We start from the raw sequence: 21880 nt of genomic DNA, 5'->3' as shown, positions 1-21880 counted from the left end.
TTCAGACATAAAAATAGGCCACAACTTCTGTTGTAGCCTATTATGAGCCCTTTGAAAGATCGTTCAATTAGCTTAAACGATCTGCATTATGCTATTAGCACGGCTTTTTTGTGTCTGTAATTTGGCTAACTTTAATTAGTTAAGGGCACTGTTAAATACAACCTCGTACAAGCCCCTTTTTTATTCAATTATTTTTTCATTCCCTTTAAACCTTTTCGAACTGTTATTACGTCTAACTTATCAATACACTAACTCAATAATAATAATTAAAAGGCGACATCACGGATGTTACACGTTAAACCCGAACAAACGCCTTTATGCGAAGCTAAACTCATTGAGCGTGTTAAATCAGGTGATCAAGGCGCATACACAACGCTTTATGAGTTACATATAAAACGAGTCTACGGTTTATGTTTACGCTTATTAGCGGACCAAGCGCATGCTGAAGATGCAGCCCAAGAAGTGTTTGTACAGGTATGGCGTAAAATAGCGCAATTTGACGGTCGCTCGCAGTTTTCTACTTGGCTCTACAGCGTTGCCAGTAATGTTGCGATTAACTACTTACGCAAGCAAAAAAATTGGCTGCAAAAAGTAGTGATCATTGAACACTGCGGTATGGATGAGCAATCAGCTAATGACTGCAAAGGCTTAAATGGTCTCGATAAATTAATAGTAAGGCTTCCTGAGCGCGCACGTATGGTGTTTGTGTTGTTTGCAATCGAAGGTTACAGGCACGAGGAAATAGCCGAGCAATTAGGTATGGCTGTTGGTTCAAGTAAATCGCAATATCATCGTGCTAGGCAGCTACTACAAGAGTGGTATGAAAATGAATAAACCAAATTTTGACGACTATTTAAATGAGTCATTAAACACGCTTGATAAAGACATTACGCCACAAAAAGACCTGTGGGCGGGAATTGAGCGAGCAATGGTTAGTAATAAGCAGGACCTAAAAGGCTCTGCTATTTGGCCAAAACTAACAGCGATAGCTGCCTGCACATTAGCGGCTTTAATTGCTGTAAATCTATTTGTTATAGCGCCCGAGCCGCAACCCGTAGTGGCTATAAGTGATTATTTTTCGGCTCAAAAAAACAGTTTATTGGTTGAATATGAAAATAAAGAAGCATTGACCACTAACTGGCAAACGCAGCTACAAGAGCTTGAAAACGCAGAGCAAGCAATAAAGCAAGTTCTTGAAAATGAGCCACAAAACCAAGCGCTACTAACAATGTTAGCGCAAATATATCAACAACAACTTGATTTAATTAACAAGGTGCACGCGCCACGTTGGCAGCACATTTAGGAGTACGACATGAAAGCGATTTTATTAGGACTGAGCTTATTTCCGTTGGCGGTATTAGCGGGTGAAAAAATAGATAAGCAAATAGACGTACCAAGTGGCGGCACTATTTTTATTGAAAACCAACGCGGTGATATACATATTACAGGCTGGGATAAAAACGAATTTAAAGTATCTGGCGAGCTTGATGACAAAGCCGAGGGTTATGAGCTTAAAACAAATGGCGATAAAACTCAGTTTATTGTAAAAATGCCACGTAAATCAAATTGGAGTAATAATGGCGATGGCTCAAGCCTAACCATATTTATGCCTAAAAGCAGTAGTTTAGAGTTTGCTGGCGTTAATGTATCGGTGACTGCGAAAGAGCTAAAAAATGGCGCTGAAGTTGATGTGGTTAATGGCGAAATTACGGTAGATGATATTACTGGCAACATTAAGCTCACCACCGTAAATGGTGATGTAAATGCAGAAAACCTAAGTGGTAATATTCAATTTGAAACCGTAAATGGCGAAATTAACGATAGAGAATCAAGTGGTGAACTACGTTTTAGTGCTGTTAATGGCGATATTAAATCAACCTCAAGCGCCAATGATGTGCGCCTTGAAAATGTAAATGGTGATATAGATTTTACGCTATCGTCAATTAAAAACTTACGTATTAACACGGTGAATGGCGAAGCCGAAGTACATATTAAAGAGCTTTTAAAAGGCGGTGATGTACGTTTTGAATCGGTAAGTGGCGATGGTGATTTTTACTTTCCTGACAGCATATCTGCAAATTTTGAAATTAAAGCGCACGCTAATGGCAAAATCATTAATAAAGTTACTAGCGATAAAGTCAGTAAAGCTAAATACGGCCCAGCCAGTGATTTAGAATTTAGCATTAATGGCGGTAATGCTAATGTTGAAATGGATACAATTAGTGGACGCATAGAGCTTCGTATTAAATAACGCTCATTCACCTTCACGATTACAAAAAGCAGGAAAAGATTTCCTGCTTTTCTATTTGCACAGCCCCTTCAAGTCGATAGAATAGAGCCATTCAATTTTACTACTGTGAAGTTATGGCCAAACCAGATAAGCAAGTCGATACACTTAAAGTTCCTCCCCATTCAATAGAAGCTGAACAATCTGTTTTAGGTGGCTTAATGCTTGATAACCAAGCTTTTGACCGCGTAGCGGAGCTTGTTGTATCACAGGATTTTTATACCCGCACGCACAAGTTAATTTTTGAGGCGATGACGGCACTTGCTGAGATTGGCGATCCGATAGATTTAATCACTATTTCTGAAAGTTTAGAAAAAAATAATAAACTGGCAGGAATTGGTGGCTTTGCTTATTTAGCAGAAATAGCTAAAAACACGCCAAGTGCTGCTAACATTGACGCTTACGCAAGTATTGTACGCGAACGTGCTGTTGTACGTGAAATGATTGGCGTAGCGAACGAAATTGCAGAAGCAGGTTTTAACACCGAAGGGCGTACCAGTCACGACTTGCTCGATTTTGCCGAAAGCAAAGTGTTTAAAATAGCAGAGCAACGAACAAAAAATAATGAAGGCCCGCAAAGCATTCATAGCATCCTTGAAAAAACCGTTGATAAAATAGAAGAGCTTTATCAATCACCACAAGATGGTGTAACGGGTGTGAGTACAGGTTATGCCGATCTTGATAAAATGACGACAGGCCTGCAACCTTCTGACTTAATTATTGTTGCAGCGCGTCCATCTATGGGTAAAACCACTTTTGCGATGAACCTTGCAGAACATGCTGCAATGACTCAAGACAAACCAGTATTAATTTACTCTCTAGAGATGCCTTCAGAACAAATTATGATGAGGATGCTAGCGTCTCTTGGCCGTATTAACCAAACTAAGGTACGTACTGGTCAGTTAGATGATGACGATTGGGCACGACTTTCATCAACAATGGGCTTGTTGATGGAAAAGGGTAAAATGTACGTTGATGATGCATCGGGCTTAACACCTACCGATGTGCGTTCACGTGCAAGGCGTATAGCCCGCGACCACGGTGGCATTAGTATGATCATGGTCGATTATTTGCAGTTAATGCGTGTACCAAGCCTTGCTGATAACCGAACGCTCGAAATTGCTGAAATTTCACGTTCACTTAAAGCACTAGCAAAAGAGCTAAAATGTCCGGTTGTTGCGCTTTCGCAGCTAAACCGTACGCTAGAGCAACGTGCCGATAAACGCCCAATTAACTCAGATTTACGTGAGTCGGGATCGATAGAGCAGGATGCCGATTTAATCATGTTTATTTACCGTGATGAAGTTTATAACGAAGACAGTACTGACAAAGGTATTGCCGAAATTATCATAGGTAAACAACGTAACGGCCCAATTGGTAAAGTGCGTTTAACATTCCAAGGTCAATTTTCTCGCTTTGATAATTACGCGGGACCAGCGGTAGATGACGATTACTAATGCGCTTAGCCACTGCTGAAATTAATTTAGCTGCACTTGCGCATAATTTAGCGCAAGTTAAGTGCTTTGCACCTAACAGCAAAGTAATGGCGGTGCTAAAAGCAAATGCTTACGGGCATGGTTTAGTAACGATTGCGCAGCATTTAAATAATGCTGACGCATTTGCTGTGGCGCGTATAGATGAAGGGCTTGCCCTTCGAGCTGGGGGCTTAACAAAGCCAATAGTTTTACTAGAAGGCTTTTTTAACAAAGCCGACTTACCTATTTTACTCGCTAATAACTTTCAAACTATTATTCATGATGAATACCAATTAGCCGCGCTTGAAAAAGCAAAGCTCGATGCGCCAATAACATGCTGGTTAAAAGTAAATACAGGTATGCATCGACTAGGTATTGCGCCAGAGCAGTTTGAAGAGTTTTATAACCGCTTACAAAAAACACCTAACGCCAAAAATACCGTTAATTTAATGACACACTTTTCGTGTGCTGATGATGTTGATAATGCCAAAACGGTTCAACAAATCACGTTATTTGATAACTTAGTGAATGGCATTGACCAAGCACATTGTTTATCAAATTCTGCTGGTATTATTGCATGGCCGAGCGGTCATGGTGATTGGGTGCGCCCTGGGCTTATGCTATATGGCGTATCGCCAATGGCAAATAGTATTGGGCAACAACACAAATTAAAACCAGTTATGCGCTTAACTACGCGCGTAATTGCAGTGCGTAATGTACCAGCCAATGAGGCGGTAGGGTATGGCGGTCGTTGGAAAAGCGATAAACCAACCAAGTTAGCTGTTGTGGCTATGGGTTATGGCGATGGTTATCCTCGGCACGCTAAAGAGGGCACGCCAGTTGTAATTGGCAAGCAACGTTATGGTATTGTAGGTAGTGTTGCTATGGATATGATTAGCGTAGATATAGGCGCTAATGAGCATAATATTAAAGTGGGCGACAGAGTCACTATGTGGGGCCCTGAGCTACCAGTTGAAGAAATAGCATTATGCGCTGATACTATCCCTTACGAGCTATTATGTAATATTACACCGCGCGTAAGTTATGAGTATCAGCGTTAATACAGCTATATTTACTCTTTTATAAAGTAAATATCGCTAAAGCCCATACGGGCAAATTCTTGGTCGCGAAAGTTACGAACAGAAGCAGAGCCTTTTGAGGTCATTTCTATTTGCTGTACCATGCTTAAGTAATTAGTCAGATCAATACCTTCGGCGGCAGCAATTGCTCGATACATGTCGTGGTATTTATCTTTAGCGAAATTAATCTCGCGCGGTTCGTTTTTATATTTGTAGGTTATTCTACGTGCCATATTAAGCTCATTTCAATTGAGTATTGCAGCGATTTTACACTGTATTTAATAACGGCTCTAGCATTGAATGACTTGTTGTAATCGGTAATTAAAATAAAGAGTCAAAAATGAAATTATCAGTAGAGATCAGTAAATACCCACTTCACCAAGATTATATCCCGTTTATTCAAGGCTTTATTGACAGATTAAACGAATACGATGATTTAAAAGTGATTACTAACACGTTATCAACACAAATTTTTGGTGATTACGATTTAGTAATGCAGGTGTTAAATACCGAAATTAAACGTTCATATGAAGAATTTGGTAAAGCTATTTTTGTATGTAAGTTTCTCTCTGGCGACTTATCGCCTGAATAAGCTATAACAATCGGCACAACTAAACGGTAACTGCATAATATGGACTTTTTAACACAAACCTTAAGTGGTTTTACAGCAATGTCGCATTGGGAATATATTGCGGTAGGGTTGTCGATGGCTTATTTATTATTAGCAATAAAAGAAAGCTTATGGTGTTGGCCTGCGGCATTTTTTAGCACGCTCATTTATACAATAATGTACTGGAATGGCGCATTACTTATGGAGTCGTTACTTAACTTTTATTATATGTACATGGCTGTATTTGGGTGGGTTGTATGGCGTAAAGGCAAAGCTGCGAATTTAAATATTACATCGTGGTCAATAAACAGTCATGCTGTTTTAATTAGTTTAACAACCGTAGCTGCAATATCGATTGGTTACGTTATGCAAAACTATACTCATGCCGATTTTGCTTATCTTGATAGCTTTACAACGTGTTTTGCCGTAGTAACTACTTACTTAGTGGCTAAAAAAGTCCTCGAAAACTGGTTGTACTGGATTGTAATAGATGCCGCTTCTATGTATTTATATTACGAAAAAGGCTATTACCCAACGCTAGCACTCTTTATATTTTATACCATTATGGCAGCGTGGGGCTTTAAAACCTGGTACGAAGAGTACGAACAAAGCCAAGCTAAGCCTCTAGCACAGCTTTAATCAATGATTGCATATACTCAGTTAATAAAAATGTGTAGTGCGTTTATAGAGCCTACAAGCATTGTTTCAAGCGAGCGATTACTTAATGGCTTTAGTAACGATAATTTTTTAATACGTACCGAGCAACAAGGGTATTTGTTAAAGTGTTATAAAAGCCATTGGCCAAGTGACGGCCTTGAAGCGCAGCGCTTTTTAAGTGACTTTAATATATGTCCTGAGCCTATTTGGCTTGATAAAGAAAATTGTCGTGCGGTATTTAATTATATTGAAGGCAAGAGCGCGCAATTGGATATAACGCTTAGCTTTATTAATAAACTTGCTCAAGTTCACAATTACAATGTGTCCACCGCACGAATGGATATAGCTAAAGAGCTGAATTTTTACCAAAGCACTGATGTGTATACTCGCTATAAACCTCAAATAGAGCAAGCATTAAAAGCGGTTGCAGCAATGCAATTTAATGAAGGCTTTTGTCATAACGATTTAGTAAAAGACAACATTATTGTGAATGCTTCAGGCATGTATTTAATTGATTTTGAATACGCACAAACTAACGATGTGTATTTTGATTTGGCAGCCCTTGCAGTGAGCTTTAATCTTAATGAGAGCAGTGAAAAAGCGTTGTTAAATAACTATAAAAATAGCATCGATAAAACAAGCAAGCTTAATCTTTCAATGGATAAGTTGAATTATTATAAGGTGTTTTTTTTAGTGTTATGTATTGGCTGGTATGAAGAGCGCAGCATAACTAATAAATCTGTAATGTTACGTGCGCAGCTAACTAAACTCGTTAATAATACTTTTTGTAGAAGTTAAAGACCACCAAAGCGCTCGGCGAGCTCTTTGTATTTTGTTACTTCGGCTGTATCAAATTGTGGTTCACCATTTTCATCTTCTGATTTAGCAATTAATAAACTTTCTCTAGAGAGACGTTTTACACGCTCTACTTTTACACCTAAAAACTCAGCAACTTGCTCAGTAGACATTAAATTCATCGTTATTTCCTCGTATTAAATCAATCTACACAGCGACAACCATAGTTGTAATGTTTATAAATAGTCGCTGTTTTCTTCTTAATATGAATAAATAGCGTGTTTTTGAGCTATTGTGAAGTGTTTTATTTGAAATAGCTTAATTAACGAGCATACAAGCCAATGTTACTGGTATTTACTAAAATATATCTTTATCATTGCCTGTGCTAAAGCACTGATATCGCGAGTTGGTGCGGCGGCAACAAATGTGCTCTCGTGGTGAAATGGATATCACGTGGCCCTCCGGAGGCTGAGTTGTAGGTTCGATCCCTACCGAGAGCGCCATTTGCTTTTACATGTACTAATATTCCCCTCTGTGTTACCGAGCTTCTCATTAATTACTTTTGTATTTAAAAATGCATTTGCTGCATAAACTTTGAAAGTTAATTTTAAAAACAGCTTTCTAGTTATTTATACAATGCAAAATTGCATTATTCAAAATGTTATCTAACGTTATGTATGAATATACGACAAAATTATAAATGAGGAAAACCGATTCAATGTTAAATAGTCAGTTAGAAATACTCGCTCAAGGACATGCTTATCTTGAAAGTGTAACTAAAGAGGATTATTCGCAAATCGTTGCTCCTAATTTTATTAGTTCAGCTGGGTCGCATATGCGCCACATTATCGATCATTACCAATCTTTAATGACGGGCTTTGGTATAAACAATATTGATTACGATAGTCGCCTACGCGGCAGTAATATTGAAAGTAACCCCTGCGAAGCTATAAAAAAAATCGCCGAAATAGCATCGTGGATTGAACAGCTAAGTACAGATGATTTTAATAAACAGCTATTACTTTCAAGCGAAGTTTCAATTAAAAGTAAAAATGTACAAACTGTAACAACTTCATTAGCACGAGAGCTTATATTTGTAGGAAGCCATGCAGTACATCACTATGCAATGATTTCACAAATTACCTTTGCACAAAAAGCATCATTCGACCAGAATTTTGGGTTAGCACCAAGTACAGCCACTTTTTTGAGAGAAAAAAGCCAACAAAGCCAATCAAAATCATTGCGAAGTTAATATGTGCACTTTAAGTTACTTCTTAACTGATGATGGCTACGAGTTGTTTTTTAATCGTGATGAGCAAAAAACGCGAGAGATGGCAATCGCCCCGAGTAAGCACACAGGTAACGCAATTTATCCTATCGATCCGCAAGGGGGGGGAACTTGGCTTGGTGTATCGCATTGGGGGCAAACATTAGCTTTATTAAACGATTATCAAAGTGTATTTGATATAACTGCCGTAAAGCATAGTAGAGGCCTTTTAATCCCGCATTTACTAAGTAGTAAAATCCCTGCATTGTCTCAACTACAAAATATGGATTTATCGGGTTATGCGCCTTTTAAATTATGTATTTTTCCGGATAAATTATCGCTAAATAATAGTCACATCGCTTTTGTGCGGTGGGACACAAAACAATTAATCGATTGCCAAGTTGAATCGCTTGCAACGTCATCTGGCGTTGAGCTAGAAACTGTTACACAAAAGCGTAAACAACAATTTAAGCAACTTATTGATTTAAGATATCCTGCAAGTGAGCAATTTTTAGCATTTCATTACAGCAAGGCTGATCAAGGCCAATATGGTGTAAATATGCAAAGAGAAGATGCAATGACAGTCAGTATTAGCCATATTAAAGTTGGTAACACTATACGTTTCAATTATTTTGATAAGCAGTCTCAGCTCATTAGCAGCATTAGTTGTTTAAAAGTGGCTGCAGCTTAACTAAATATTTTTATAGCCATAACTATTACATAATTAAAAACAAAAAAGTCGATGCAATTAATTACATCGACTTTTTTGTTAACTGTATTTTACCTGCTGTATTAATACAGCAGGTAAAAATTATGAGTGATTTATATAATCATCTTTTTTGTCACCAAGGTAGAGCTTAAGTAGCTTTTCAGGTGCACTTGGTAGGTGCACACTTAAAAGCAATCCTGGAGTGTGATTAAAGTTGCTATCAATCCCCATACAATGAAATTGAGCGCCTAGCTTATGATATTGCTTTAATAAAATTGGTATGTCTTTTTTATCTTCTTCTATTCCCATAACCAATGTTGATACATGATCTATGTTTAACGTGTGATCATTAATGAAGTCTTCAAACTCTGGGTGAACTTTATTATTAAAAGGCGTATTGGCGCTAACACCTTGTTTATTATTAACCATTGCATGATCAATAATTGCGACAGAACGAGGGTCATAAAGCTTACTTAATGAAACCGTGCCATATAAAGTCCTATAGCGTGGGTTTTGCGCCATAAACGCACCAATCCCTTTAAATAGCAGTAATAAGCCATGGTAACTGCCTTGATGTTTTTGAACTATAAACGAGCGACCCATTTCCAAGCACGGCTGTTGTTGATTAATAAAAGAGGGTTCGAAATTAAACATTTGTGATAAATAAAGGGCGCTTACATCGCTATCTTTTTGTAATAAATCAGTTTGTCCAATTCGATAAGCACCAATGATTTCTTCATTTTTATGATCAAAAATAAATAAATGCATGTAAGTTGCGTCAAACTTATCGGTATCACATGGCTCGCCGCTTCCTTCGTTCAATGTACGAAAGGTTATTTCTCTAAGGCGTGTTATTTCAGCAACACAATTAGGTATTTGCTCTTGATAACCGTAATAAACGGAGTAACTTTTAAACTCTAGTAAGTGCTGCTCGTTTGCTAAGTTAGCAAGTTCACTCGCCATTTTTGTTTTATCAACACCCTGCATAATAGCTTTGAGCTTTGTTGATTGGTTATCGTTTTGCCAAGGTGTTATAAAGCGTTCATCGTTTAAATAGCAAAGCAGGCGTGCAATATCATTAATATCGTCAGTTTTCTCAAATTTATTTAATAACTTGGGTGTAAGTAAATTACCTGCACCTAAATTAATGGACCTTTTTTGAATTTTAAGTAATTCACGTATTAGCATTAATAATCTAAATCGATAGTAAATGCGTCCTAAACTGTAAAACATAGGGCTGTTTTGACCACTAATAAATACAGGCAATAAAGGAGCCTGTGCTTTTAAAGCTAGTTGAGCCGCTAAGCGATTCCATTGTCCGTCGGTTACACGCTGTTTTTCAGATTGAAAAAATGACACTCTGCCAGCGGGGAAAACCACAAGTAAACCATCGTTATTTACATGTTTAAAACACTGTTTAATTGCACTGGTATTAATGGCTGCTTTTGGTTTTAGTGGATTGGCAAAAATAAAATAGTCTTTAATTTCTTTAAATATTTTTAAACCAACGTTAGCCATTACTTTTGTATCGCTACGATAATGGGTGAGCAATTTTGCAATTATTACGCCCTCAATCATGCCGTAAGGGTGGTTACATACCACTATGCAAGGGCCTTGCTTTGGTATTTTGTTAATAACACCTTGTGCGCCAAGTACATTAATACCCAATACATTTAAAAGCTTTTCACTAAACTCTTGTTTATCTAAACCGGATAAATTATTAGATAGGTAAATATCTCGCAGTTTATTCATACCCAATAGGCTATCGAGCAGCGGAGCGGCTATTTTTAGTACATGACTTATAGGGGAAGCGATGCTTATTGCCGCTACACTTAAGTTTGATACAGGGTGGTTTAGTTTTGTCATATACGTTAATGCTCTTAAATATTTGTAGCTGTTGTGTGTATTTAGACCGAAGAAAAGCAATGTTCCGTTCAGATTAGGTTAATTAACATGATAAGAACAATATTATGTTTAAATTAGGTTGATTAATGTAACAAAAATAATATTTAAATGGTTTTTCTAGTACTTAAAATCTGTATTCAAGTGAGGAATTGAAATTGGATTTCAATTTTTCTGAGCCAAAATAAAAACTGCATAGCGACAGAATAATTATATAATTAGCCATCCTTTTTGGTTATATATCACTACTTATAACTCAAAAACTAGACTTTTAAGCTTAATTAATGCTATTTATGGTATATATATCTTAACTGTAAAAAAACCTCACCTTTATGCTAATTACTTTGCCTGTGTCTGAGCTCACTCCTGGTATGTACGTTGATCGCGTGACTAAGCAGCACGAGGGGATCGATAGCATTAAAATCAAGACCAGTGGTATGGTTAATGATAGCTCTATTGTCAAACGACTAATTTCTGAGGGAGTATTAGAGTTACTTATAGATTTTGCTAAAGGCGATGTGCCGGTTCCTTCCAAATATAAGTCCCAAAGTAAACATGAAACATTTAACAGTCAGGAACAAGCAACCAAAACATCTATAGTAATAACGCTTGAACAAGAATTTGCTAAAGCAAGTGTAAATTACGATCAATATGGTAGAAAACTTCAATCGTTGTACAGTGATTTAACTTCAGGTCTAACTATAAATATAAGAGCTCTTGATGAAATAGTAAGTGAAATAGTTGATTCTATTTTTCGTAACCCAAGTGCTATGACTATTCTTACTCGTATAAAAGATAAGCACAGCTATAATTGGCGCCACATGATCAACTGCGCCATTTTTACTGCCGTATTTGCTAAATATTTAGGGTATGAGCGAGCTGATGTGCAAGAGCTTGCTATGGGCGCATTAATTCATGATTTAGGCCAAGCTAAACTACCACAAGGCATATTTTCAAAGCCAACTAAATTCACTAAAAATGAGCTTGCAGCAGTTAAAAAGCATGTCGCACAAGGGTTTGGCTTACTTAAGGAGGAGAAGAAAATAACACCGCTTATGCTCGATATGATAGTAAACCATCATGAGCGATTAGATGGTTCGGGTTATCCTCGAGGAATAGAATCTGATAAGTTAAGTCGTCCAGCGCGTATTATGGCTATTGTAGATGTGTATGATGCAATAACTGCTGACAGGCCGCATCAAGATGGTGATGAGCCCATTAACGCTTTGCGATATCTATTAGCTAATAAACAACAGTTTGATGCTGAACTTGTACAGCACTTTATTAAGTGTTTAGGAGTACACCCAGTCGGAACAATAGTAAAACTTACCAATGATCGCTTAGCGCTGGTACTGGAAGGTAATACACTTAACCCTATAAAGCCTAAAGTTAAGTTGTTTTATAATGCTAAACATAAGCATCAGGTTACACCAAAAGATATAGACTTAAATGGGAATGCGCAAGAGGTTAAAATACTAGCCAGCGTTAAGCCCTTAGACTATCAGATTAATTTGTCTCGCCTGCTAAAAGAGCACTTGCTGAACTAGCTTTATTGCATTGTCTTTTTTTAGTCTGTTTTGCAGAAATAAATGCACCTAAAAAGCAACTTCCCATCAGTGTGAGCCATAACAAAGTACCTAACTCTACATGCAATGCAAAACAACAAAGTGCTAAAGAAATCAACGCATTTAACATTGCCCCTAACCAATAATGGTTTACGGGGTTATCGCATTGCCCAGCTTGAGTACATGCACAGTAGTTTGCTTTGTAAAAGCAAAATACACTCGCCCCACAAAATATTAACCCTGTAATAATAAATAAAATGATCACAGTTTAACTTCCTTTGCGATTTTATAATAAGTGTAAGTTGCGTCTAACCCCAAGTCAATCTAAATGATAATTAATTACATTTAGAGTCTTTACTCTAATACCACACTTCTCATCCGATGAGTTTTAAATAGTTGTTAAAATGTCGTTAAAAAACATGTTTTTTACTGTTTTTTGACGCATTCATAGGGTTTTTTACAAAAAATTAAGGTAGTGTAATCACGTTTTAAATCCTAATAACAACACACATAGTACCCAGACAGTCAGTTTGGTTAAGGACTCAACAATGAAATTTTCTAAAACTCTTATTGCAGCTTCGCTCGCATTTGTTTCGGCTGATAGTTTTGCAGCTGCGTTTCAATTATCAGAACAAAATGCATCGGGTTTAGGCCGTGCATACGCTGGTGAAGCTTCTATCGCAGACGACGCGTCTGTAGTTGCTCGTAACCCTGCACTAATGACTTTATTTAAAGACAAGCAACTAAGTGTTGCTGCAATTGGCGTAATTCCAGATGTAAGCTTAGAAGGCGAAAGCACTAATAACGGTATCGATCCAAGTGCATTAGATGACGATAGCATTGCACCAAGTGCAGTGGTACCAGCAGCTTACTTTACTATGCCTTATAACGATAAAATCTCACTTGGTTTTGGTGCGTTTTCAAACTTTGGCTTATCAACTAAATTTAATGATGACTACGCAGCAGGCCAGATTGCGGGTGAGACTGAGATTTTTACAGTTAATATGAATGCAAGTGTTGCCTATAAAGTAACTGAGCAGTTTAGTTTTGGTGTTGGCCTGAATGTAATTTATGCTGATGCAACTATAGTTCGAAAAATAGGTGTAAACCCTTTTGGCGCTCCAAGTTCAACGAACGTTGTTGATCTTGAGGGTGATGATACTGGCTACGGTTTAAATGTAGGCCTAATGTATCAACTTGATGAAAATAGCCGTTTTGGTTTTAATTATCGTACAGAAACAGATATAACATTTGAAGGAACTTATTCAAGCGCTGCACGTGGTATCGCTGAGCGCTCAGGTTCTGTTGATATTACTCTACCCGCTATCGCTGAATTTTCTGGTTCACATCAGTTAGATGAAAAGTTAGGTTTACACTACAGCGTACTATGGACTGGATGGAGTAGCTTTGACAAATTAGAAGCTGAAGTTGGTTTACCACCAGAGCAAGGTTTTGAAAAAACAGAAGACTTCTCTGATTCTTTGCGCTACTCAGTAGGTACTGATTACCAGTTAAATGAAGACATACTACTTCGTGCTGGTGTTGCATTTGATGAGTCGCCGGTATCACAAACGCACCTATCAATCTCTATTCCTGATACAGACCGTTTCTGGTTCTCGTTTGGTGGTAACTACACAATTGATCAAAACTCTAATGTTGATCTTGGTGTGAGTATTATCCGTGGTAAAACACAAACGTTTACAGAAACTGATGACTCAGGTAGTCAGTGGGCTTTTGAATCTAAAGGTCACGCAGTACTAGTTGGTGCTCAGTACAACTACAAGTTTTAATGTAGAAGTGTCTTGTGGTTAATCACAGGGCACAAAAAAGCCGCTCACTTTAATTAAAGTGAGCGGCTTTTTTAATGCCTATTAAATAGTGTTAATAGGCATAATAACTAAAATTATAAGCTTTCTATTTTAGTTTTTTGCTCAAGTAGCTTAGTTTTAGCATCGCTAAATTCAGCCAGTTTTGCATTTTCTTTAGCAAGTACCGCTTCAGGTGCGTTGTTTACAAACTTTTCGTTAGCAAGTTTGTTTTGCACTTGTGCTAGGCCTTTTTCTGCTTTTTCGAGTTGCTTATTAATACGCGAAAGCTCGGCTTCCACATCAATTAAGCCCGCCATTGGGATCATGATCTCAAGGTTGCCAACATAAGACGTGGCACATGCTGGTGCATCGTCTTTGTTTTCAAGCATTGTAAACTCTTCAATTTTTGCAAGTGATGCTAAAAATGATTTGTTTTCTTCAATGCGTCGCACGTCGTCGCTCGATGCATTAGCAAGTAATACGCTAAGTGGTTTACTTGGACTAATATCCATTTCACCACGAATATTACGAATAGCTAAAATAAATTGTTTAACCCACTCTAAGTCGTCCATTGCTTTAGCATCAACGCTTGCTTCATTATATACAGGGAACGGCTGAACCATAATGCTGGTGTTTGCTGTTTCAAGGCCTGCAAGTGGTGCAACACGCTGCCAAATAGTTTCAGTGATGTATGGCATCATTGGGTGCATTAAACGCAGTAAGCTTTCAAGTACGGTAATAAGTGTATTACGTGTACCACGTTGCTGCGCTTCATTACCTTTAAATAATACCGGCTTAGTTAGCTCTAAGTACCAATCACAAAACTGGTTCCAAGTGAATTCGTAAAGTGTGTTAGCAGCTAAGTCAAAACGGTAGTTATCTAAATGCTCTGTGTAGGTTTTAACGGTTGCTTCATATTGACCTAAAATCCAGCGGTCAGCTAATGAAAGCTCCGTTTGAGCCCCGTTTGTAAAACCACAGTCTTGCTCTTCTGTATTCATTAATACGTAACGGCTCGCGTTCCATAATTTGTTACAGAAGTTACGGTAACCTTCAAGGCGGTTCATATCCCAGTTAATATCACGACCGGTAGATGCCATTGCAGCAAGGGTAAAGCGAAGGGCGTCGGTGCCGTGTGCTTCAATACCGCCTGCAAATACTTTACGCGTATCTTTTTCGATTTTAGCGGCAAGTTTTGGCTGCATCATATTACCAGTACGTTTTTGTACTAGGTCTTCAAGTTCAATGCCGTCAATCATGTCTAGTGGGTCAAGTACGTTACCTTTTGACTTAGACATTTTATCGCCATTGTCGTCACGTATTAAGCCAGTTACATATACGGTTTTAAACGGAACTTGTGGTTTGCCATTTTCGTCTTTTACAAAGTGCAGCGTCATCATAATCATGCGCGCAACCCAGAAGAAAATAATATCAAAACCAGTTACCAACACGTCAGACGGGTGGAAGGTTTTTAAATCATCGGTATTTTCTGGCCAACCTTGTGTAGAGAACGTCCAAAGCGCTGATGAGAACCATGTATCAAGTACGTCTTCGTCTTGGCTTAGCGTTACGTTATCTGCAATGTTGTTTTCACGGCGTACTTCAGCTTCGTCGCGACCAACAAATACGTTACCTTCATTGTCGTACCAAGCTGGGATACGATGACCCCACCAAAGCTGGCGTGAAATACACCAATCTTGTACGTCGTTCATCCACGAGAAGTACATGTTTTCGTATTGCTTAGGTACAAATTGAATATCGCCGTTTTTAACAGCGTCTTTTGCCGGTTCAGCAAGTGGTGCAACACGTACATACCATTGATCGGTAAGTAGTGGCTCAATTACAACACCAGAGCGATCGCCGTAAGGAACCGTTAAACCATGGTCTTCAATTTTTTCAAGTAAGCCAAGTTCTTCAAATTCTGCCACAATTGCTTTACGCGCTGCAAAACGATCAAGGCCGCGCAAGCGCTCAGGAATTGGCGCATCAAACTCAATTTCTTTACCGTCAAAGGTGTATGTTTCACCTTGGGTTAAAATAGCGGCGTCTTTATCGAAAATGTTGATCATCGGCATTTGATGACGTTTACCCACTTCGTTATCGTTAAAGTCGTGCGCTGGGGTTATTTTTACACAGCCCGTGCCTTTATCTTTATCGGCATGTTCGTCAGCAACAATTTTAATACGACGATTAACGATGGGTAATAAAATATCTTTACCGATTAAATCTATGTAGCGTTCGTCATCTGGATTTACTGCAACACCTGAGTCGCCAAGCATAGTTTCTGGACGCGTTGTTGCTACTACAATGTAGTCTTTTCCGTCTTGTGTTGTAACGCCATCAGCTAGTGGGTAACGTAAGTTCCACATGTGGCCTTTTTTGTCTTTGTTTTCAACTTCAAGATCAGAAATAGCCGTATGTAACTTAGGATCCCAGTTTACTAGGCGTTTACCACGGTAAATTAGGTTTTCTTTATGAAGGCGTACAAACACTTCTTTAACGGCTTCAGATAAACCATCATCCATTGTAAAACGTTCACGATCCCAATCAACCGATGCGCCAAGGCGACGAAGTTGCTTGGTAATAGTGCCGCCTGATTCTTTTTTCCATTCCCAGATTTTATTAATAAAATCTTCGCGGCCTAAATCGTGGCGTGTTTTACCTTCTTCAGCATGCAGTTTACGCTCAACCAACATTTGCGTTGCAATACCTGCGTGGTCAGTACCTACTTGCCATAATGTGTTGTTACCTTGCATACGTTTAAAACGCGTCAAGGTATCCATTATTGTATCTTGGAAGGCGTGGCCCATGTGTAAGCTACCAGTGACATTTGGCGGCGGGATCATAATTGAATATGGTACGCCTTTGCCAGATGGCTTAAAGTAGCCTTTTTGTTCCCAGTCTTGATATAGAGACTGTTCAATATCTTGCGGATTGTAGGTTTTATCCATTACACAGAACCTTAAATAAGTACTTAAATTAGTTGGTTAGTTTGCCTGATTGGCTAGCTATTAATATCTTGCGTGGTGAGATTGGCACCGAGTTGGCGTAGCTTTTTAAAACGCTCGCGGGCTGCTTGTTTAGCCGCTGCTTCTACGGGTACAAAATCAAAAACTTGGTTAAACCGACGAATGTAATCCGGTAACTGAGTAGCCAAGTTAATTAAAACTTTACGATTGCCAACAGGTGGCGTAATACCAATTTCTACAGGTGCGCCGCCTTTAGGGCCTTCACCTTGTAAATTATGTGGCACAAAACTATCTGGATCGAATGCCCAAATTATTTCATCAATGGCACAGGCTGCTTCGTTATCGTTAACACAAATAAACACACGCTGCCCATTTCGATACTGATCGGCCGCAATTTGAGCAGCCAAAGCAAAATGATCGTCAGCCTTCGCTTTAGACTCATCTTGTTGCTTTAGAACGAAAAATTTAGCGTTCATGTTCATTGTATTGGGGTTTCCCATGACATTGAATGTATACCAAATTGATATACATAAATTAAGAGGCAGATTTTGCCATATAACGGGGTTTGCTTCAATTAATACACAAATAAATAAGGCGCCAAATGGCGCCTTATAAGTAGCTAAACAGTGTGTTTAATCTTGAGCGGCTTCACTTACGCCAGCTCTATTTAATAAATACTGAGTAAGCATTGGTACAGGACGACCCGTTGCGCCTTTTTTAGCGCCACTGCGCCACGCTGTACCGGCAACATCTAAATGCGCCCAATGATACTTTTTAGTAAATTTAGACAAGAAACATGCCGCAGTAATAGTACCCGCAGAGCGTCCACCTAAGTTTGTAAAGTCAGCAAATGGGCTTTCTAGCTGATCTTGATAGTCATCCCATAACGGTAACTGCCATGCACGGTCGCCACTTTGCTCAGACGCTTTTAATAAATCGTGTGCAAGTGGGTTATGGTTTGATAGTAAACCAGTCGCATGCGCGCCAAGGGCTACAATACAAGCGCCAGTAAGTGTTGCTACGTCAATAACCGTATCCGGGTTAAAACGTTCAACGTACGTTAGTGCGTCGCACAATACTAAACGACCTTCAGCGTCGGTGTTTAACACTTCAACTGTTTGCCCCGACATTGTTGTTAAAATATCACCCGGGCGATACGCGTTTGAGCCAGGCATGTTTTCACAGCCAGCTAAAACACCAATAACGTTAATTGGCAATTGCATTTGTGCAAGTGCACGCATTGCGCCAATAACACCTGCAGCGCCGCCCATGTCGTATTTCATTTCGTCCATGCCTTCGCCTGGTTTTAATGAAATACCGCCTGAGTCAAACGTTAAGCCTTTACCAACAAGTACAATAGGGGCTTGGTCGTCAGCGGCGCCTTTGTAGTTAATAATCGACATAATTGATTCGTTATCACTACCTCGGCCAACAGCTAGGTAAGAATTCATGCCTAGTTCTGCCATTTGCTTTTCGCCAATAATATCAACAGTGATGTTGTCAAAATTAGTTGCCAACTCTTGTGCTTGCTCGCCTAAGTACACTGGGTTACAAATATTTGGTGGCATATTGGCCACGTCTTTACACAGCTTACTACCTGCAGCAATGGCTAAACCATGCTCAATGGCACTTTCGCCAATCGTTAGTTCGCGTCGTGTTGGTACGTTAAACACCATTTTACGAAGTGGACGACGAGGGTCTACTTTTTTACTTTTTAATTGGTTAAACGTATATAAGCAATCTTGCGTTGTTTCTACTGCTTGACGAACTTTCCAGTAAGTGTCGCGACCTTTAACGTGTTGTTCTGTTAAAAAGCAGACTGCTTCCATAGAGCCTGTTTCGTTTAAGGTATTAATAGTTTTAGAAATAATTTGTTTATATTGCTTATCATCAAGCTCGCGCTCTTTGCCACAACCAACAAGCAATATGCGCTCGCTTAATACATTGGGTACATGATGCAATAATAAAACTTGGCCTGGCTTACCTTCTAAGTCGCCACGGCGAAGTAAATTAGAGATATAGCCATCACTAATTTTATCGAGTTGTTCACCAATGGGGGATAACCTACGTGGCTCGTAAACGCCAACCACAATACATGCGCTGCGCTGTTTTTCTGGGCTACCACTTTTTACGTTAAATTCCATTGTCACTCCTGATTTTGAGTCATTTAAGTTAGTAAGTTGGGGCTAAAAAAGTATTTTCTAGTCTTATCTACGTAACTTATGTAAGGATAATTCTTATTTTAGCTGATTTTGCTAGACTCTTACTGTGTAATTGAACTTTATATGCTTAAGGGCTACTAATGCAACATTATATCGTGCACTTAGGTAGGATAATTAAATTTGATGGCTTATAATAATAGCCTATTTGCCGGTATTAATTGGGTAAAATAGCTATTTAACTATTCAATTCTCACTATCTTAGTGAAATTCCATGTTTAACAGGGGCGAGCATTGCTAATTTTCCGTTATTTGACCGCTGAGGTTTTAAAATCGCAGGTCGCCGTATTTTTAACTTTAATGACAATATTTTTGTCACAAAAGTTAGTTGGTATTTTAGGTGATGCCTCTGAGGGCAGCATTCCTGCTAAATTAGTGCTATCGATGATTGCACTAAAGCTTCCACAACTAGCCTCGCTAATACTTCCGCTGAGTATATTTTTAGGCATTATTTTGGCTTACAGCCGTATTTACGCAGATAGCGAAATGACCGTGCTTAAAGCCTGTGGCGTAAGTGAATGGTATGTTGTGCGCGTAACGCTTATATCAAGCGTTGGGCTTGCTATATTAGCCGCTGCATTGACTATGTATATAGCGCCGTGGGCAAGCGAGCAAGAGTATCAATTGAAAGAACAAGCCAAAGCCGATGCAGGGTTATCTGCACTAAGAGCTGGGCGGTTTCAAGAAACCGGTAACGAAAAAGCCGTGGTGTTTATCCATAATATTGAAAAAGGCGGCAAAGAGCTTAATAAGGTATTTGTTGCACAGTTACCTGATAGCGAAAAAGGCAATCTAGCGCGCTTAGTATATGCACAGCAAGGTGTTGTGGTTGAAGCCGTAAATGGTGAGCAACAGCTAGTACTAACAGACGGTAAACGTTACGAAACAGACGGCACTACGCCTGCACTTAATTTAACAGAATTTGATGGTTACAGCGTACAAATACGAGAACAAGAAATAGAGCATCAACGCCGTAAATTAGAGGCTGTGCCAACTAACCAATTATTGGCTATAAACACTCCTGAATCTATTGCTCAATGGCAATGGCGACTCGCTATTCCGTTATCAATCCCACTACTTACCTTACTGGCAGTGCCGCTAAGTGTGGTTAATCCTCGCCAAGGTAAATTTGCAAAACTAGTGCCAGCTATTAGCTTGTACTTAGGCTACTTTATTTTACTAAATGCCGCTAAATTTGCAGTTGAAGATGGCAAAATCCCGCCTTCAATCGGCTTGTGGTGGATTCACCTAAGTGCCCTGTTTATAGGTGGGTTATTAATTATAAAAGGGCGACCACTGGGCGCTTGGCTTAAAGCCGTTGTAACTAAGCGGGAGTTAGGCTCATGATGAAAACGCTTGATTGGTATTTAGGCCGCAGTATTTTACAAACTACTGGCTTTGCATTGTTGGTACTTGTTGGTATTAGCACCTTAATTAAATTTATCGACCAGTTGAAGTCGGTAGGGCGCGGCAGTTACGACTTAATGACCGCAATGCTTTACACGCTTTACACAATACCTGGCGATTTAGTGGTGTTTTTTCCGATGGCTGCGCTAATTGGAGGCTTAACGGGTTTAGGGGCACTTGCCTCAAACAGTGAGCTGGTAGTGATGCAAGCCGCCGGTATGTCGCGCTTACAAATAATTGGCTCTGTGATGAAAACAGCCATATTTATGGCTGTATGCATGATGGCTCTTGGCGAATGGGGTGCACCTGAAGCGCAATTACACGCTAAAGAAATGCGTAACCAAGCAATACATGGCGGCGATGTGTTTAATACACAAAAAGGTGTATGGGCTAAAGACGGCAATAATTTTATTAATATTGAAGATGTTGATGAAAACGGCAGGCTCAACGGGGTACACATGTACCACTTTGATAAATCGTTAGAGCTTACCCAAATTACTAAAGCAAGAGATGCACTAAGCCGAAAAGAAGGCTGGCTGCTTCGTGACGTAAATAAGGTTATTATTACTAGCGAAAAAACCACAACAGAGCAATTACCAGAAGAGTTTTATCCTTCGCAATTGACCGCTGAAAAGTTAGGGGTTGTTTCGGTAAAACCGGAGTCACTTTCATTTACTGGGCTTTGGTCGTATTTAAGTTACTTAGAGCAAAACGAACAAGACACAAGTACCTACGAGCTTGCTCTATGGCGTAAGTTGATGCAGCCAGTATCTGTTGCGGTAATGCTGCTGGTGGCGCTCTCGTTTATATTTGGCCCGCTGCGTACCGTTACTATGGGCGCACGCATTATTATGGGTGTTGTAACGGGGATTGTGTTTCACTTAACTAATGAAATATTTGGCCCTGTCGTTATGGTTTACCAAATACCTGCCATTATAGGGGCGGTATTACCCAGTATTATATTTATAGGCTTTGCGACATATTTGATGAATAAACGGGTATAGATTTACCTATTCAAAGCATGAAAAAGGGTGACCACTGGTTAATGCAGATCGTTTAAGCTAATTGAACGATCTTTCAAAGGGCTCATAATAGGCTACAACAGAAGTTGTGGCCTATTTTTATGTCTGA

Annotated in this window: 21 protein-coding genes and 1 tRNA gene; 15 read left to right on the top strand and 7 right to left on the bottom strand. The window is 39.1% G+C overall.

Translation table 11 applies throughout. From position 1 onward, the window contains the following. The first annotated feature begins 285 nt into the window (after nucleotides 1-285). From GQR54_RS19100 to alr, 5 genes are all read left to right on the top strand, one after another. Nucleotides 286-834 carry a sigma-70 family RNA polymerase sigma factor gene (locus GQR54_RS19100; protein WP_166379623.1) on the top strand — a complete coding sequence of 183 codons (549 nt, stop codon included), beginning with the start codon at nucleotides 286-288 and terminating at the stop codon, nucleotides 832-834. Next, entirely contained in the window at nucleotides 821-1303 is a 483-nt protein-coding gene (locus tag GQR54_RS19095; protein ID WP_166379621.1) for a hypothetical protein, read from the top strand. The genes GQR54_RS19100 and GQR54_RS19095 overlap by 14 nt, the downstream gene beginning before the upstream one ends. Nucleotides 1304-1312: 9 nt before the next feature. Then, entirely contained in the window at nucleotides 1313-2251 is a 939-nt protein-coding gene (locus GQR54_RS19090; protein ID WP_166379619.1) for a DUF4097 family beta strand repeat-containing protein, read from the top strand. A 113-nt stretch (nucleotides 2252-2364) separates the two neighbouring features. Then, the gene (gene dnaB / locus GQR54_RS19085; protein WP_007587308.1) at nucleotides 2365-3744 is read left to right on the top strand and encodes a replicative DNA helicase; all 1380 of its coding nucleotides are present in this window, start codon (nucleotides 2365-2367) and stop codon (nucleotides 3742-3744) included. Then, nucleotides 3744-4823 (top strand): alanine racemase, encoded by a 1080-nt coding sequence (alr, locus tag GQR54_RS19080; protein WP_121954287.1) that lies wholly within the window; start codon nucleotides 3744-3746, stop codon nucleotides 4821-4823. The genes dnaB and alr overlap by 1 nt, the downstream gene beginning before the upstream one ends. A gap of 11 nt (nucleotides 4824-4834) precedes the next feature. Here alr and GQR54_RS19075 read toward each other — a convergent pair whose 3' ends face one another. Further along, nucleotides 4835-5074: a DUF2960 domain-containing protein gene (locus tag GQR54_RS19075; protein ID WP_166379617.1), complete on the bottom strand. Its 240-nt coding sequence runs from the start codon at nucleotides 5072-5074 to the stop codon at nucleotides 4835-4837. A gap of 107 nt (nucleotides 5075-5181) precedes the next feature. On the opposite strand from GQR54_RS19075, the gene GQR54_RS19070 reads away from it, so the two are divergent. From GQR54_RS19070 to GQR54_RS19060, 3 genes are read left to right on the top strand one after another with little or no spacing between them, the layout of a single operon-like run. Further along, complete coding sequence (locus GQR54_RS19070; RefSeq protein ID WP_007587304.1) at nucleotides 5182-5433, top strand: hypothetical protein; 252 nt, start codon at nucleotides 5182-5184, stop codon at nucleotides 5431-5433. A gap of 39 nt (nucleotides 5434-5472) precedes the next feature. After that, the gene (gene pnuC, locus GQR54_RS19065; RefSeq protein WP_166379615.1) at nucleotides 5473-6090 is read left to right on the top strand and encodes a nicotinamide riboside transporter PnuC; all 618 of its coding nucleotides are present in this window, start codon (nucleotides 5473-5475) and stop codon (nucleotides 6088-6090) included. 3 nt (nucleotides 6091-6093) lie between these two features. After that, complete coding sequence (locus GQR54_RS19060; RefSeq protein WP_166379613.1) at nucleotides 6094-6906, top strand: phosphotransferase; 813 nt, start codon at nucleotides 6094-6096, stop codon at nucleotides 6904-6906. On the opposite strand, the gene GQR54_RS19055 is transcribed toward GQR54_RS19060, so the two are convergent. Then, entirely contained in the window at nucleotides 6903-7085 is a 183-nt protein-coding gene (locus tag GQR54_RS19055) for a helix-turn-helix domain-containing protein (protein ID WP_166379611.1), read from the bottom strand. The genes GQR54_RS19060 and GQR54_RS19055 overlap by 4 nt on opposite strands. Nucleotides 7086-7331: 246 nt before the next feature. On the opposite strand from GQR54_RS19055, the gene GQR54_RS19050 reads away from it, so the two are divergent. The 3 genes from GQR54_RS19050 to GQR54_RS19040 all read left to right on the top strand — a co-directional run bounded on the left by GQR54_RS19050 (nucleotide 7332) and on the right by GQR54_RS19040 (nucleotide 8861). Next, nucleotides 7332-7406 (top strand) — tRNA-Arg (locus GQR54_RS19050). A gap of 215 nt (nucleotides 7407-7621) precedes the next feature. Further along, nucleotides 7622-8155, top strand: coding sequence for a hypothetical protein (locus tag GQR54_RS19045; RefSeq protein ID WP_166379609.1), 534 nt, complete (start codon nucleotides 7622-7624; stop codon nucleotides 8153-8155). A 1-nt stretch (nucleotide 8156) separates the two neighbouring features. Beyond that, nucleotides 8157-8861 carry an NRDE family protein gene (locus GQR54_RS19040; RefSeq protein ID WP_166379607.1) on the top strand — a complete coding sequence of 235 codons (705 nt, stop codon included), beginning with the start codon at nucleotides 8157-8159 and terminating at the stop codon, nucleotides 8859-8861. A 120-nt stretch (nucleotides 8862-8981) separates the two neighbouring features. Here GQR54_RS19040 and GQR54_RS19035 read toward each other — a convergent pair whose 3' ends face one another. Continuing rightward, a complete protein-coding gene (locus GQR54_RS19035) occupies nucleotides 8982-10745 on the bottom strand; it encodes a GNAT family N-acyltransferase (protein WP_166379605.1) in 1764 nt (587 codons plus the stop codon). Nucleotides 10746-11113: 368 nt separating this feature from the next. Here GQR54_RS19035 and GQR54_RS19030 point away from each other — a divergent pair, with 368 nt between their 5' ends. Continuing rightward, nucleotides 11114-12328: an HD-GYP domain-containing protein gene (locus tag GQR54_RS19030; protein ID WP_166379603.1), complete on the top strand. Its 1215-nt coding sequence runs from the start codon at nucleotides 11114-11116 to the stop codon at nucleotides 12326-12328. On the opposite strand, the gene GQR54_RS19690 is transcribed toward GQR54_RS19030, so the two are convergent. Beyond that, nucleotides 12288-12611: a hypothetical protein gene (locus tag GQR54_RS19690; protein WP_166379601.1), complete on the bottom strand. Its 324-nt coding sequence runs from the start codon at nucleotides 12609-12611 to the stop codon at nucleotides 12288-12290. The genes GQR54_RS19030 and GQR54_RS19690 overlap by 41 nt on opposite strands. Nucleotides 12612-12894: 283 nt before the next feature. On the opposite strand from GQR54_RS19690, the gene GQR54_RS19020 reads away from it, so the two are divergent. Then, a complete protein-coding gene (locus tag GQR54_RS19020) occupies nucleotides 12895-14136 on the top strand; it encodes an outer membrane protein transport protein (RefSeq protein WP_166379599.1) in 1242 nt (413 codons plus the stop codon). Nucleotides 14137-14249: 113 nt separating this feature from the next. Here the strand turns inward: GQR54_RS19020 and GQR54_RS19015 are convergent, their stop codons facing one another. From GQR54_RS19015 to pepA, 3 genes are all read right to left on the bottom strand, one after another. After that, a complete protein-coding gene (locus tag GQR54_RS19015; protein WP_166379597.1) occupies nucleotides 14250-17105 on the bottom strand; it encodes a valine--tRNA ligase in 2856 nt (951 codons plus the stop codon). Between the two features lie 53 nt (nucleotides 17106-17158). Further along, nucleotides 17159-17605 (bottom strand): DNA polymerase III subunit chi, encoded by a 447-nt coding sequence (locus tag GQR54_RS19010; protein WP_007587285.1) that lies wholly within the window; start codon nucleotides 17603-17605, stop codon nucleotides 17159-17161. A 150-nt stretch (nucleotides 17606-17755) separates the two neighbouring features. Beyond that, a complete protein-coding gene (pepA, locus tag GQR54_RS19005) occupies nucleotides 17756-19267 on the bottom strand; it encodes a leucyl aminopeptidase (RefSeq protein ID WP_007587283.1) in 1512 nt (503 codons plus the stop codon). A 309-nt stretch (nucleotides 19268-19576) separates the two neighbouring features. On the opposite strand from pepA, the gene lptF reads away from it, so the two are divergent. Next, entirely contained in the window at nucleotides 19577-20689 is a 1113-nt protein-coding gene (gene lptF, locus GQR54_RS19000; protein ID WP_007587281.1) for an LPS export ABC transporter permease LptF, read from the top strand. Then, nucleotides 20686-21753 carry an LPS export ABC transporter permease LptG gene (gene lptG, locus GQR54_RS18995; protein ID WP_007587278.1) on the top strand — a complete coding sequence of 356 codons (1068 nt, stop codon included), beginning with the start codon at nucleotides 20686-20688 and terminating at the stop codon, nucleotides 21751-21753. The genes lptF and lptG overlap by 4 nt, the downstream gene beginning before the upstream one ends. Nucleotides 21754-21880: the final 127 nt, after the last annotated feature.

The organism is Pseudoalteromonas sp. Z9A4, assembly GCF_011378845.1.
Classification (GTDB): Bacteria; Pseudomonadota; Gammaproteobacteria; order Enterobacterales; family Alteromonadaceae; genus Pseudoalteromonas; species Pseudoalteromonas arctica.
This window is presented reverse-complemented; position numbering and strand designations above follow the sequence as displayed.

Bases quoted from the DNA above. Each gene is read 5' to 3' on its own strand.
- GQR54_RS19100 (WP_166379623.1), top strand. From the start codon at position 286: ATGTTACACGTTAAACCCGAACAAACGCCTTTATGCGAAGCTAAACTC.
- GQR54_RS19095 (WP_166379621.1), top strand. From the start codon at position 821: ATGAAAATGAATAAACCAAATTTTGACGACTATTTAAATGAGTCATTA.
- GQR54_RS19090 (WP_166379619.1), top strand. From the start codon at position 1,313: ATGAAAGCGATTTTATTAGGACTGAGCTTATTTCCGTTGGCGGTATTA.
- dnaB (WP_007587308.1), top strand. From the start codon at position 2,365: ATGGCCAAACCAGATAAGCAAGTCGATACACTTAAAGTTCCTCCCCAT.
- alr (WP_121954287.1), top strand. From the start codon at position 3,744: ATGCGCTTAGCCACTGCTGAAATTAATTTAGCTGCACTTGCGCATAAT.
- GQR54_RS19075 (WP_166379617.1), bottom strand. From the start codon at position 5,074: ATGGCACGTAGAATAACCTACAAATATAAAAACGAACCGCGCGAGATT.
- GQR54_RS19070 (WP_007587304.1), top strand. From the start codon at position 5,182: ATGAAATTATCAGTAGAGATCAGTAAATACCCACTTCACCAAGATTAT.
- pnuC (WP_166379615.1), top strand. From the start codon at position 5,473: ATGGACTTTTTAACACAAACCTTAAGTGGTTTTACAGCAATGTCGCAT.
- GQR54_RS19060 (WP_166379613.1), top strand. From the start codon at position 6,094: ATGATTGCATATACTCAGTTAATAAAAATGTGTAGTGCGTTTATAGAG.
- GQR54_RS19055 (WP_166379611.1), bottom strand. From the start codon at position 7,085: ATGAATTTAATGTCTACTGAGCAAGTTGCTGAGTTTTTAGGTGTAAAA.
- GQR54_RS19045 (WP_166379609.1), top strand. From the start codon at position 7,622: ATGTTAAATAGTCAGTTAGAAATACTCGCTCAAGGACATGCTTATCTT.
- GQR54_RS19040 (WP_166379607.1), top strand. From the start codon at position 8,157: ATGTGCACTTTAAGTTACTTCTTAACTGATGATGGCTACGAGTTGTTT.
- GQR54_RS19035 (WP_166379605.1), bottom strand. From the start codon at position 10,745: ATGACAAAACTAAACCACCCTGTATCAAACTTAAGTGTAGCGGCAATA.
- GQR54_RS19030 (WP_166379603.1), top strand. From the start codon at position 11,114: ATGCTAATTACTTTGCCTGTGTCTGAGCTCACTCCTGGTATGTACGTT.
- GQR54_RS19020 (WP_166379599.1), top strand. From the start codon at position 12,895: ATGAAATTTTCTAAAACTCTTATTGCAGCTTCGCTCGCATTTGTTTCG.
- GQR54_RS19015 (WP_166379597.1), bottom strand. From the start codon at position 17,105: ATGGATAAAACCTACAATCCGCAAGATATTGAACAGTCTCTATATCAA.
- GQR54_RS19010 (WP_007587285.1), bottom strand. From the start codon at position 17,605: ATGAACATGAACGCTAAATTTTTCGTTCTAAAGCAACAAGATGAGTCT.
- pepA (WP_007587283.1), bottom strand. From the start codon at position 19,267: ATGGAATTTAACGTAAAAAGTGGTAGCCCAGAAAAACAGCGCAGCGCA.
- lptG (WP_007587278.1), top strand. From the start codon at position 20,686: ATGATGAAAACGCTTGATTGGTATTTAGGCCGCAGTATTTTACAAACT.